This window comes from Dietzia sp. WMMA184 (assembly GCF_002441635.1).
Lineage (GTDB): Bacteria > Actinomycetota > Actinomycetes > Mycobacteriales > Mycobacteriaceae > Dietzia > Dietzia kunjamensis.
Window position 1 is genome coordinate 1094225 of the sequence record NZ_NXEI01000001.1, and the last position, 12494, is coordinate 1106718.

Annotated in this window: 12 protein-coding genes; 5 read left to right on the plus strand and 7 right to left on the minus strand. The window is 71.2% G+C overall.

The genetic code is table 11. The features are described from left to right. Nucleotides 1-14 precede the first annotated feature (14 nt). Complete coding sequence (lepA, locus tag CK206_RS05050; RefSeq protein WP_096905754.1) at nucleotides 15-1874, minus strand: translation elongation factor 4; 1860 nt, start codon at nucleotides 1872-1874, stop codon at nucleotides 15-17. 57 nt (nucleotides 1875-1931) lie between these two features. Continuing rightward, on the minus strand, nucleotides 1932-2657 hold the full coding sequence (locus CK206_RS05055) for an EthD domain-containing protein (RefSeq protein WP_096905755.1): 726 nt from the start codon (nucleotides 2655-2657) through the stop codon (nucleotides 1932-1934). A gap of 32 nt (nucleotides 2658-2689) precedes the next feature. Here CK206_RS05055 and CK206_RS05060 point away from each other — a divergent pair, with 32 nt between their 5' ends. Next, nucleotides 2690-3238: a type II toxin-antitoxin system PemK/MazF family toxin gene (locus CK206_RS05060; protein WP_096905756.1), complete on the plus strand. Its 549-nt coding sequence runs from the start codon at nucleotides 2690-2692 to the stop codon at nucleotides 3236-3238. Nucleotides 3239-3437: 199 nt separating this feature from the next. After that, on the plus strand, nucleotides 3438-3698 hold the full coding sequence (rpsT, locus tag CK206_RS05065) for a 30S ribosomal protein S20 (protein ID WP_096905757.1): 261 nt from the start codon (nucleotides 3438-3440) through the stop codon (nucleotides 3696-3698). 203 nt (nucleotides 3699-3901) lie between these two features. Here the strand turns inward: rpsT and holA are convergent, their stop codons facing one another. Beyond that, the gene (gene holA, locus CK206_RS05070; protein WP_096905758.1) at nucleotides 3902-4879 is read right to left on the minus strand and encodes a DNA polymerase III subunit delta; all 978 of its coding nucleotides are present in this window, start codon (nucleotides 4877-4879) and stop codon (nucleotides 3902-3904) included. A gap of 209 nt (nucleotides 4880-5088) precedes the next feature. Here holA and CK206_RS05075 point away from each other — a divergent pair, with 209 nt between their 5' ends. Next, nucleotides 5089-6012 carry an SDR family oxidoreductase gene (locus CK206_RS05075; RefSeq protein WP_096905759.1) on the plus strand — a complete coding sequence of 308 codons (924 nt, stop codon included), beginning with the start codon at nucleotides 5089-5091 and terminating at the stop codon, nucleotides 6010-6012. Between the two features lie 18 nt (nucleotides 6013-6030). On the opposite strand, the gene CK206_RS05080 is transcribed toward CK206_RS05075, so the two are convergent. Next, nucleotides 6031-6960: an SDR family oxidoreductase gene (locus CK206_RS05080; protein WP_069389690.1), complete on the minus strand. Its 930-nt coding sequence runs from the start codon at nucleotides 6958-6960 to the stop codon at nucleotides 6031-6033. Nucleotides 6961-7093: 133 nt separating this feature from the next. Between CK206_RS05080 and CK206_RS05085 the strand changes: the two genes are divergently transcribed. Continuing rightward, a complete protein-coding gene (locus CK206_RS05085) occupies nucleotides 7094-8182 on the plus strand; it encodes an XdhC family protein (protein ID WP_253695805.1) in 1089 nt (362 codons plus the stop codon). Then, complete coding sequence (locus CK206_RS05090; protein WP_069389689.1) at nucleotides 8179-8736, plus strand: NTP transferase domain-containing protein; 558 nt, start codon at nucleotides 8179-8181, stop codon at nucleotides 8734-8736. Before CK206_RS05085 ends, CK206_RS05090 begins: the two co-directional genes overlap by 4 nt. On the opposite strand, the gene CK206_RS05095 is transcribed toward CK206_RS05090, so the two are convergent. From CK206_RS05095 to CK206_RS05105, 3 genes are read right to left on the minus strand one after another with little or no spacing between them, the layout of a single operon-like run. Next, entirely contained in the window at nucleotides 8730-10832 is a 2103-nt protein-coding gene (locus CK206_RS05095) for a xanthine dehydrogenase family protein molybdopterin-binding subunit (protein ID WP_096905760.1), read from the minus strand. The genes CK206_RS05090 and CK206_RS05095 overlap by 7 nt on opposite strands. Then, nucleotides 10829-11857: a xanthine dehydrogenase family protein subunit M gene (locus CK206_RS05100; protein ID WP_069389687.1), complete on the minus strand. Its 1029-nt coding sequence runs from the start codon at nucleotides 11855-11857 to the stop codon at nucleotides 10829-10831. Before CK206_RS05100 ends, CK206_RS05095 begins: the two co-directional genes overlap by 4 nt. Next, the gene (locus tag CK206_RS05105) at nucleotides 11854-12387 is read right to left on the minus strand and encodes a (2Fe-2S)-binding protein (RefSeq protein ID WP_069389686.1); all 534 of its coding nucleotides are present in this window, start codon (nucleotides 12385-12387) and stop codon (nucleotides 11854-11856) included. Before CK206_RS05105 ends, CK206_RS05100 begins: the two co-directional genes overlap by 4 nt. Nucleotides 12388-12494: the final 107 nt, after the last annotated feature.

A 12494-nucleotide genomic window follows, 5' to 3' on the forward strand; every position in this document is an offset into this window, starting at 1 on the left:
CACGGTGCGGGGACCTACTTCTTGTCCGCGCTCGAATCCGCCGACAGTGCCGCGACGAAGGCCTCCTGCGGCACGTCCACCCGCCCGATGGACTTCATCCGCTTCTTGCCCTCCTTCTGCTTCTCCAGCAGCTTGCGCTTACGGCTGATGTCGCCGCCGTAGCACTTGGAGAGCACGTCCTTGCGGATCGCGCGGATGTTCTCGCGGGAGATGATCTTCGCGCCGATCGCCGCCTGGATCGGCACCTCGTACTGCTGACGCGGGATGAGCTCCTTGAGCTTGCCCGTCATCTTGTTGCCGTAGGCCTGGGCGTAGTCGCGGTGCACGATCGCGCTGAACGCGTCCACGGCCTCACCCTGCAGCAGGATGTCGACCTTGACCAGATCGGAGACCTGCTCGCCGGCCTCCTCGTAGTCCATCGACGCGTAGCCCTTGGTGCGGGACTTGAGCGAGTCGAAGAAGTCGAAGATGATCTCGCCCATCGGCATGACGTACCGGAGCTCGACGCGGGTCTCGGACAGGTAGTCCATGCCCTTCATCTCGCCGCGCTTGGACTGGCACAGCTCCATGACGGTGCCCACGTACTCGCTCGGCACGATGATCGTGCACTTGACGATCGGCTCGTAGATCTCGCGGTGCTTGCCCTCGGGCCAGTACGACGGGTTGGTGACCTGGTGCTCGCTGCCGTCCTCCGCGACCACCCGGTACACCACGTTCGGGGCGGTGGAGATGAGATCGAGGTTGAACTCGCGCTCCAGCCGGTCCCGGGTGATCTCCATGTGCAACAGTCCGAGGAAGCCGCAGCGGAAGCCGAACCCGAGCGCGACCGAGGTCTCCGGCTCGTAGTCCAGCGAGGCGTCGTTGAGCTGGAGCTTGTCCAGGGCGTCGCGCAGGACCGGGTAGTCGGAGCCGTCGATCGGGTACAGGCCGGAGAAGACCATCGGGTTGGGCTCGGCGTACCCCGCGAGCGGCTCCTCCGCCCCGCCGCGGGCGGTGGTGATGGTGTCGCCGACCTTGGACTGGCGGACGTCCTTGACGCCGGTGATGAGATAACCGACCTCGCCGGGCCCGAGCCCCTTCGTGGCTTTGGGCTCCGGCGAGATGATGCCGACCTCGAGCGCCTCGTGGGTGCTGCCCGTGGACATCATCCTGACCTTCTCGCGCGGGTTGAGCGAGCCGTCGAACACCCGGACGTAGGTGACGACACCGCGGTAGGTGTCGTACACCGAGTCGAAGATCATCGCGCGGGCCGGGGCGTCCGGATCGCCCACGGGCGCGGGCACCTTTTCGCACACCTTGTCCAGCAGCGCCTCGACGCCCATGCCCGTCTTGCCGGAGACCCGCAGCACGTCGTCCGGCTCGCACCCGACGATGTGGGAGATCTCCTCCGCGAACCGGTCCGGGTCCGCCGCCGGCAGGTCGATCTTGTTGAGCACCGGGATGATCTCGAGGTCGTTCTCCATGGCCAGGTAGAGGTTGGCCAGGGTCTGCGCCTCGATCCCCTGCGCGGCGTCGACCAGCAGGATCGCGCCCTCACACGCCTCAAGTGCGCGGGAGACCTCGTAGGTGAAGTCGACGTGGCCCGGGGTGTCGATCATGTGCAGGACGATCTCCTCGCCCTCGTGCGCACCGGAACGGGGTACCCACGGGAGGCGCACGTTCTGCGCCTTGATGGTGATGCCGCGCTCGCGCTCGATGTCCATGCGGTCCAGGTACTGGGCGCGCATGAGCCGCTCCTCGACCACTCCGGTGAGTTGCAGCATGCGGTCGGCGAGCGTCGACTTGCCGTGGTCGATGTGGGCGATGATGCAGAAGTTCCTGATCCTGGCGGGATCGGTGAACGTCGTCTCTGCGAAGTTGGGAATCTCGATCACTCCTCGGGCGGGCCCGGGCGTGGCTGGGTGCGGTCCGACCGGGCGATCACCCCATTGTCACACGCCCGCGCCGGGAACTCCCACCACGTACCGCCCCGTGGGCACGGCGTCCACCGTGCCGTCGTCGAGGAACCGTCCGGTCGAGGCGGTCATGGCCTCGATGTTGGCCGCCATGCGAGCGTCGTCACCGCCGGCGTCGAAGAACACCCCGAGGTCCGTCGCGGCCTCGATGGGGAAGACCTCCTCCACGATCCCGTCGATCACCGGTGCGTCGGCGGTCAGCGCGCGGACCACCACGTGCTGGGTGTAGGCGGTGGTGGACTGGGTGTCGATGGCGACCTGCGTGTGCTCCTCGAGCCACGTGCGCAGCCACTCCTCCCGGCCGATGCGCTCGGGCCGCCGCAGGAACGCCAGGTTGGCCATCCCCTCGCACCGGCCGTCCGGCCCCGGTCCGGGCGCGGGCAGCGGCTCGGAGGCGGTGACCGACCAGGCCGACACCGGCCCCAGGTCGCGCAGTGCCTCCAGCAGGTCGGCGCACGCGGAAGCCGAGGCGACCGGCACGCGGGCGCGCAGCGCCGCCAGCACCGGCCGCGGCGTGACCCGGACGTCGATCATCGCGCCCGCGACCGCCTCGTCGCGCACGTTGAGCAGGTACTCCTCCACCCCGAGGGCGGCCAGCGGCCCCTCGACGGCGTCCGCGATCCGTGCCCGCAGGCCCGCGGCGTCCGCAGGATCCACCGGGACGTCGTCGTCCGCCCACACCACTGCCAACAGCATGTCCATGTCGAGATCATAGGGCGGTTACGCTGACGCCCATGGCTATCGACTGGGCCCGGGTGGGTCGAACGGCGGTCCGCGTGGGCCGCAGGTACGGACCGACCGTCGCGCGCGAGGTACGTAGGCGGCTGGACGACCGTGGGGTCTCCCCCTCCCTGTCCCCGGAGGTCGCGGGCGGGGGACGCCCGGCCACCACCGGGACCGCCCCCACCTCGAGCCGGGCCCGCCGGATCGCCTACGCCCCCGACCTCGACGGCCACGCCGACCCCGGCGAGATCGTGTGGACCTGGGTCGAGTTCGAGGAGAACGACGGCCGCGGTAAGGACCGCCCGGTCCTCGTGGTGGGGCGCGACGGGGACCGTCTGCTCGGCCTCCAGCTCTCGTCGCAGGCCTCCAGGGACGACGACGAGGGGTGGCTCGGACTCGGATCGGGCCCCTGGGACCCCGAGGGCCGACCGAGCTGGGTACGCCTCGACCGGGTACTGGACGTTCCCGAACAGGGCATCCGTCGCGAGGGCGCGATCTGCCCGCGGCCGAGGTTCGAGGCGGTCGCCGATCGGCTCCGCGCCGACTACGGCTGGCGCTGAGACGTCCGACCCCTCCGGGGCCGGGGATCGACGGAGGCGTCCTCGCACGTTTTGGCCGGTGACACCCCCGCTGGTAAAGTGGGCCGTCGGTGTCCACCGGAGCACGTTGTGCACGTGTCCGCGCGGACGAGACGACAAGACATCCGATCGGCGGGATCCCCTCGTGGAGCCGTCGACACACGACAAAAAGGTGTGACGAGTGGCCAACATCAAGTCCCAGATCAAGCGGAACCGCACCAACGAGCGCAACCGCCTCCGCAACCAGTCGACCAAGTCGGGTCTGCGTACCGCCATCCGCAGCCTGCGTGAGGCCACCGCGGCCGGTGACAAGGAGAAGGCCGGCGCCCTGCTCGTCGCCACCTCCCGTCAGCTCGACAAGGCCGCCAGCAAGGGTGTCATCCACCCGAACCAGGCCGCCAACAAGAAGTCGGCGCTCACCAAGGCTGTCAACAGCCTCTGAGCACCCCGGTCCCTCCCCTGACCGGGAGGCACCCAGCCCCGCGTCTACTCGACTGACGTGACGAGGCTCCGAGGGCCCACCCCGCACCACGTGCGTGAGGTGGGCCCTCGTCGTATGTATGGTCGTCGTGTGCCTGGCCGCCATGTGTCTGGCCGTCGATTCCCCGATTCGGGCCCGCCCGCGTCCCCGCCGCGCGGGTCCGGTCAGCCGGCAGACGCGAGCGTTCCGACCGCGCGGACGGCGCGCTCGAGGGCGTAGGACGTGTCCTCCGCCCCGCCCTTGACCTCGCCGTTGAGCGTGGCGACGACCTGCAGCGCGCTGCCCAGGGTCTCGATGGACCAGTAGCGGGTCTGCGCGGTGACCTTCTTGACCTTCCACGGCGGCAGGCCCTGCCGGGCCAGGTCGGCCGGCGGCACGCCCCGCTGGGTGCCGACCAGGGCGATGGAGTTCACCGCGTCGGCCAGGGCGTCGGCGAGCACGACGTGCGGGACGCCGGTGTGCATGGCCCACTCGAGTGCCTCGATCGCGCCGGCCACGTCCCCCGTGACCGCGCGTTCGGCCACGGTGAACCCGCTGACCCCCACGACCCCCGAGTGGTAGCGCCGCACCGCCTCCACGTCGACCTTGCCGCCGGTGTCGGCCACGAGCTGACCGCACGCCGACGCCAACTGCCGCAGGTCCGTGCCCACCGCCTCCACCAGGGCCTCGCAGGCCTCGGGCGCGACCCTCACGTCGAGTGTCCGGAACTCGGACCGGACGAAGCCGACCACGTCCGTGTGCCGGGTGAGCTTGCCGGCCGCGTGTTCCTCGGCCCCCGCCTTGCGCAGGTCCGCCACCAGGGCCTTGGCGCGGCCGCCACCGGTGTGCTGGACGACCAGAACCGTCTCGGGGGGCAGGTCACGGGCCGCGCCGAGCACCGCGGACTGGGCGTCCTTGCCCAGCTCCGCCGCGCCGGTGATCACCACGATGCGGGCCTCACCGAACAGGGACGGCGAGAGCAGCTCGAACAGCTGCGGAGCCGTGACCTCGGGCCCGCCGAGCCTCGAGACGACCGGCGCGTCCTGCCCGGCGGGGGTCGCCGCACGCACCGCCGAGACGACGCCCGTGGTGGCGCGTTCGGTGAGGAACTCGTCCTCGCCCAACACCAGGTGCAACACAGCCGGTGCCGACCCCGATGCCATCTGCGCTCCTCGTCGTCGTTGTGGTTGTCGTCGTCATCTCTCCCAGTCATCGTGCCACGCCCCGCCGACAGGCCCGCACCACCACCGCGCACCGACCGGTCGACCCGGCCCGCTCCCCCACGTACTTTCGGGGCCACGAGCCAGTCCGACCGTGCGACGCCGACGCGGAGCGCCACGATGCGCGGTGTCCCAGCATCGAAAGGAACGACATGAGCGAGAACCAGGACGTTAACACCGAGACGACGGACCAGCTGACGTTCCAGAACCCGGCTACCCGCTACCCCGCCATCGAGCCGCCGGTCCAACACCAGGACGAGCCGGGCCTCGACGCCGACCTGGAGCCGAAGGCGGACCTCGGCGAGCACTCCTACCGTGGCACCGGCCGGCTCACCGGCCGCAGGGCGCTCATCACCGGCGGCGACTCGGGCATCGGGGCCGCGGTGGCGATCGCCTTCGCCCGCGAGGGCGCCGACGTGGCCATCCACCACCTGCCCGAGGAGGAACCCGACGCCCGCGCGGTCGCCGAGATCATCGAGCGCGAGGGCCGCACGGCCGCGCTCATCCCCGGCGATCTCACCGACCGCGCGTTCTGCGAGAGCCTCGCCGACACCGCCGTCGAGCGGCTCGGAGGCCTCGACATCCTCGTCAACAACGCCGGCAAGCAGGTCGTCGCACCCGCGCTCGAGGATCTGCCCGACGAGCAGCTCACCGACACCTTCGGGGTCAACATCGTGGGGATGTTCCGGGTGACCAGGGCCGCGTTGCGCCATCTGGAACCCGGGTCCACGATCATCAACACCACGTCCGTGGTGGCCTACATGGCGCCGCCGAACCTGTTGGACTACGCGTCCACCAAGGCCGCGATCAACAACTTCACCAAGGGGCTGGCGCAACAGCTCGCCCCCAAGGGGATCCGGGTCAACGCCGTGGCGCCCGGCCCCATCTGGACTCCTCTACAGGTGTCGGACGGGCAGCCCAAGGAGGAGTTGCCCGAGTTCGGCACGTCCACCCCGCTCGGCCGCGCCGGGCAACCCACCGAGTTGGCGCCCGCCTACGTGTTCCTCGCCTCGCCCGAGTCCAGCTACGTGATCGGCGAGACGCTCGCGGTGACCGGAGGCATGCCCACGCCGTGACCCCCGGACCTGTCGGCCTCAGGACCGCCGCTCGGCGTCCTCCATGACCATCCGCTCCCGGGTGTCACCGTGGACCGCGGTGCCCTCCGCGACCGGCTCGTGGAGGGCGCCGGCGGTGTCCGGCACGGGCGTGCCCTTGCTGATCTCGGACTCCGAGAGCTTCCCGGAGAACCGCTCGCCCAGCTCGCGGAACAGCCTGTGCGAGGACCTCGCGGTGCGGGCCTTGGGGCCGACCGGCCGCTCCTGCTGCGGATCGGTGCACGCGTCGATGATCGCCTCCACCACGATGTCGGGATCGTCCATCGCCGACAGCCTGGGCGCGTGTCCGGTGTAGTTTCCGACGTGATCCCACCAGGGCGTGTCGGCGGCCCACGGCAGGATCGTGGACACCGTGACCTGTTCGCCCAACCCGGCCAACCGCAGCTCCTCGTTGAGTGAACGTCCCAGGCTGCTGATGCCCGCCTTCGCCGCGGCGTAGCTGGCCTGGTACGCCAACGGCACCTCGCCGGCGACCGAGCCGACGTTGACCAACACGCCCTCCCCTCGAGCGGCGAAGCGGCGCAGCGCCGCATGGGCACCGAACATCATCCCCTTGAGGTCCACGTCGACGAGCCGCGCGTGGTCGGCGACGGGCACCTCCCAGAACAGACCCATGACGCCGACCGCAGCGTTGTTGACCCACACGTCGATGTGACCGAAACGCTCCTCCGCCGCCGCGGCGAGCTGCTCGACGGCGTCCGCGTCGCTGACGTCGGTCGGCACTGCCACCGCGCTGCCGCCGGCCCCGGTGATCTGCGTGACGACCTCCTCCAGCGGTGCGGCCCTCCGGGCGGCGACGACGACGTGGGCACCCCGCTCACCGAGTGCCAGTGCCGTGCCGCGGCCGAATCCGCTCGAGGCACCCGTGACGACGACCGTACGTCCCGCCAGGTCTTCCCGCTTGCCCATGATTCCTCCTCCGGGTGGTCTTCCAGGGTCCGACTGTGACGCCCATGGTCCACCGCGGTCGCCGACCACGCATCCGGTCAGGCAGCGCCGACGAACGGATGCGGCGGCCTGTGGTCGCCGGGATACTGGGGAGGTGGATCTGCTGCTCGACGCCGTACGCCGCTGGCGCCTGGAGAACGTGCCCGGCGCGTTGGCCAGGGTCGTGCACACCGGGGGGTCGGCGCCCCTTCCGCCGGGTGCGGCGATGGCGGTCGCCGCCGACGGCGAGGTCGTCGGCGGCGTCTCGGGTGGCTGCGTGGACGGGACGGTGTTCTCCCTGTGCGAGCAGGTGATCGCCGACGGCACCCCCGTGCTCGCCCGTTTCGGCGGGGATGAGCTCACCGCGTTCGCCGAAGGGCCGACCTGCGGCGGGACCTCGGAGGTCCTCGTCCACCCGCTCGACGACGCCGGTCACGATGCGCTGGAACGGGTGCGCCAGACGCTGCGCGGAGGTCGGTCGGCGGTCCTCGCGACCACCGTGACAGGCCGATGCCCCGGCGCCCACCTGGTGGTGGCAACCGACGGCACCGAGGGTTCCCTCGGTGACACGCACCTGGACCGTCACGCGACCCGCGTCGCGGCCGAACACGTCGGTCGCCCCGGTGCGGTGACGGTCGACATCCCCGGCCCCACGGGCGTCGACGAGCCGGCCACCCGCGTGCTGGTGCACTCCTTCGCTCCCCCCTCCCTTCTCATCTTCGGCGCGAGCGCGTTCGGCGAGGCGCTCAGCCGGGCCGGCGCCCTGCTCGGCTACCGGGTGGTGGTCTGCGACGCCCGCCCCGCCCTCAACCGACGAGAGCGCTTCCCGGAGGCACACGAGGTGATCACCTGCTGGCCGCACGACTACCTGGACTCCGTGACGGTCGCCGAATCCACCGCGATCTGCGTGCTCACCCACGACCACAAGTTCGACATACCGCTCCTGCGGTCGGCCCTGCGCAGTCCGGCGGGGTACGTCGGCGCGATGGGTAGCCGCCGCGTCCACGCCGAACGACTCGATCTGCTCAGAGCGGAGGGACTCACCGACTCCGAACTCGCCCGCCTGCGTTCCCCCCTCGGACTGGACCTCGGTGCGCGCACAGCGGAGGAGACCGCCGTGTCCGTCGCCGCCGAACTGGTCGCCCATCGCCGCGGCGGCACCGGCGCGCCGCTCACGGGCCTCGACGTGGCCATCCACCGATGACCGGCCTGGTGCTGGCCGCGGGCGCGGGTCGCCGGTTCGGCCGGCCCAAGGCCGTGGTCGACTTCCGCGGAGCACGGCTGGTCGACCACGCCGTGGCGCTGCTCCACGCGGGCGGATGTGAGCGGGTCGTGGTGGTCAGTGGCGCGGTCGAGCTGGACGTGCCCGGCGCCGAGGTGGTGCACAATCCGCTCTGGCAGACGGGGATGGGGTCCTCGCTGCGCGCCGGGCTCACGGCCGTCGGGGCCGAGGACGCGGTGGTCGTCCCCGTCGACATGCCGTGGCTGGGCGCGGAATCGGTCCGCCGGGTCATGGCCGCCGATGCGCCACTGGCGGTCGCGACCTACGGCGGGGTCCGTGCACACCCCGTCCTCCTCGGCGCATCGCACCATGCCGCGATCATCGCCTCGGCGGTCGGTGACGCCGGAGCTCGCCACCATCTACGGGAGCACTCGCACGAGGTGCGGGAAGTGCCGTGCGACGGCACGGGGTCCCCGCGCGACATCGACCATCCCGCCGATCTCGGGGACGACGGCGGTCCGACCGGCGGTCACTGATCGACGGGCAGGTGTTCCAGGAGCGCGTCGGCGTGGACCGGTAGGTCGCGGATGCGGGCACCGGTCGCGTTGTAGACGGCGTTGACGACGGCCGCCGCGCTGCCGACGTTGCCGATCTCGCCCGCACCGCGCGTGCCCATCGGGGTCGCGTGCTCGTCGACCTCGTCCAGCCACACCGCGTCGATATCCGTGGCGTCGGCGTGGGTCGGGACGTGGTAGTCCGCGAGGTTCTGCGTGACGACGTGGCCGAACCGGGTGTCCCGCACGCTCTGTTCGTGCAGCGCCATGGACAGCCCGAACGTCATGCCGCCGATGAACTGCGACCGCACGGTGCGGGGATTGACGACCCGGCCGATGGAGAACACGCCCAACATCCGGGGCACCCGGATCTCCCCGGTGTCGGCGTCCACGCGGACCTCGACGAAGTGGGCGCCGAAGGAGATCGCACGGTAGCGCTCGAGCTCGGGATAGTCGCCGGCTGCGGCGGTGGTCTCCGCGCCGCGGGGCGGATCGTCGCCGTACCTGGTCCGGAACCGTCCGGCCGCGGCGAAGATGGCCGAACCCCAGGATGAGATGCCGGACGAACCGCCGGCGACCGTGGCGTAGGGCAGGGCCGAGTCGCCGATCTCCAGGGTGATCGACTCGGCGGGTCGGCCGAGCGCGTCGGCGGCGACCGCGGTGAGCGCGGTCCACGTGCCGGTGCCGATGTCCACGGCCCCCACCCGGACGCGGTATCGGCCGTCGCCCTCGGCACGGATCGTAGCGCGCGACCCGGGTTGCACCATGTGCGGGTACGCCGCACCCGCCACGCCGTAGCCGACCAGCCAGCAGCCGTCCCGACGGGAGGCCGGAGTGGTCGGGCGTCGGGACCACCCGAATCGCTGCGCACCCTCGCGCAGGCAGTCGACCAGGCGCCGCGACGTCCAGGGTTTGCCCGACTCCGGGTCGGTCTCCGGGTCGTTGCGCACCCGTAGGTCGATGGGGTCGAGCCCGCACGTCTCGGCCAGCTCGTCCATCGCGACCTCCGCCGCGAACGCGCCCGGGGCCTCCCCCGGCGCACGCATCCAGTACGGCGCGGGCACATCCAGAGGCACGGCACGGTGAGTCGTCCTGCGGTTGGGCGCGGCGTACATCGACCGGGACGGGACCGCGGACTGCTCCACGAACTCCTTGACCCGCGAACTCTGCGACCAGGCCTCGTGGCCGATCGCGGTCAGGTTCCCGTCAGCGTCGGCGGCCAGCCGGATCCGGGACACCGTCCGCGGGCGGTACCCGACGAAGACGAACATCTGCTGCCGGGTGACCGCGTACTTGATCAGTCTGCGCGGCAGGTGCATCGCGCCCAGGGCGGCCAGCACGTCGTGGGCGTGCGGTGCGCCCTTGGAGCCGAAGCCGCCGCCGACGTGTGGCGCGATGACCCGGATCTGCCCGGCCTCCAGGCCCAACACCGGTGCCAGCGTCGTGGCCACGCCGTGCGGGGACTGGGTGGAGTCATACATCGTCAGCAGGGGCTCGTCGGGGTCCCAGTGGGCGGAGACGGCGTGCGGCTCCATGGGATTGTTGTGTTCCTCGGGAGTGGAGTAGCTCTGGTCCACGACGTGGCCGTCGACGCCCGCCTGTGCGAGGGCGGGGCCCATCTCACCGGTCGCGGACGTGGGCCCGTAGCCGCCGTTGACGACCTCGGGCTCGTAGGCGTCGGCATGGTCGGGGCGAAAGGCGACGTCGTGGGGCGCCTGGTCGTACGCCACCCGCACCAGCGACTGGGCCCACCGCGCCACCTCGGCGGTCTCGGCCAACACCAGTCCGATCGGCTGACCGCGATAGAGCACCTCCGCGTCCTGACAGATGGCGTACTCGCGCTCCGAGGTGTCGGCCAGCCGCGGCGCGTTCCACGGGGTGAGCACGGCGAGAACCCCCGGCTCGGCCTCGGCCGCCGCGGTGTCCATCGCGGTGACGGTGCCCCGCGCGATGGTGGCGGTGATCGGATGAAGATGCACCGTCTCGCCCGGCCCGGTGTGCTCGAAGGCGTACGGTGCCGTCCCGGTCACCTTGGCGGGGCCGTCGAGACGGGGGACGGACGTGCCCATGGCGCTCATCGAGCATCCTCCTGTCCGGCCGCACCGGCGCGACCGCTCGTAGACCCGGCCGTCAGGTCGCGCAAGACGGCGATCATCGTCCGCCGCAGCAACGGCACCTTGAACTCGGTGCCGTCGACGGGCTCGGCCGCGGCCAGCTCGGCGTCGGCCGCCTCGGCGAACGACGCGGCGGTGGCGGCCCGACCCGTGAGCGTCTCCTCGGCCCGGGTGGCGCGCCACGGCGCGTGGGCGACTCCACCGCAGGCGATCCGGGCGTCGGTGACGACTCCGTCGTCGACGCTCAGATGCGCGGCCACGGAGACGATCGCGAATGCGAAGGACGCCCGGTCACGGACCTTGCGGTAGGTGGCGACGGCGCCGCGCACGGGAGGGGGCAACTCGACCGCCACCACCAGCTCGTCACTCTCCAGGACAGTGTCCCGCTGGGGTTGGTCACCCGGGAGACGGTGGAACCGTGTGACCGGGATCCGACGTTCCCCGCCGGGACCCACGACGATCACAGTCGCGTCGAGTACCGCCAGGGCGACCGCCATGTCGGAGGGATGGGTGGCGATGCAGTCGGAAGAGTGGCCGAAGACCGCGTGATAGCGCGTGTAACCACCTATGGCGGAGCAGCCGGTTCCGGGCTCGCGCTTGTTGCACGGGGTGGTGACGTCCTGGAAGTACACACAGCGGGTCCGTTGGAGCAGATTGCCCCCCGTCGTGGCGAGGTTGCGCAGTTGCGGTGACGCGGCGGACAGCAGTGCGCGGCTCAGCACCGGGTAGTCGGCCCGGATGAGAGGGTGGGCCGCCAGGTCGGCGTTGCGCACGTTGGTGCCGATCCGCACGCCGCCGTCGCCCGACCGGTCGACGGAGTCCAGCGGGAGCCGGGACACGTCCACGACGACGTCCGGGGTGGCCACTCCCAGCTTCATCAGATCGATGAGATTGGTACCGCCCGCCAGTGGTCTGGCACCGGCGTGCTCCTGCAGGAAGGCGACGGCCGAGTCGGTGTCCGTGGGACGTTCGTACCGGAACGGTCTCATCGCTCGGCCCCTTCCGCCTCGTCGCCCGCGGAATCGACGACCTGTCGGATGGCGGCGACGATGTTGGGGTAGGCGGCGCATCTGCACAGGTTGCCGCTCATCCGTTCCCGGATCTCCTCGTCGGTCAGGGCGATCTCCGCACCCGGATCCTCGGTGACGAGGCTCGGCGCGCCGGCCCGGGCCTCGTCGATCATCCCGACGGCGCTGCACACCTGACCGGGTGTGCAGTAGCCGCACTGGAACGCGTCGGTGTCGATGAACGCCTGTTGGAGCGGATGGAGGCCGTTCTCGGACAGGCCCGCCGCGGTGACCACGTCTTTCCCCTCCTGCGCCACCGCCAGCGACAGGCACGAGGTGACCCTGCGGTCGTCAACCAACACGGTGCAGGACCCACACTGTCCGTGGTCGCAGCCCTTCTTGGCCGAGTAGTTACCGAGCCGGTCGCGCAGAGCGTCGAGGAGGGTCGTGCGTGTGTCCACGGTGACGACATGCTGCTCGCCATCAACCCTGAGAGTGATGTCCATCTCCATATTCCGACTGTAGGCGCGGCGGCAGGTGCCCCGCGACCGGTCGGGGGCGCGTGCGGTGGGAGCACACCGCCCAGTGCGCATACGCTCGACGGTCCGGGACCATCCCA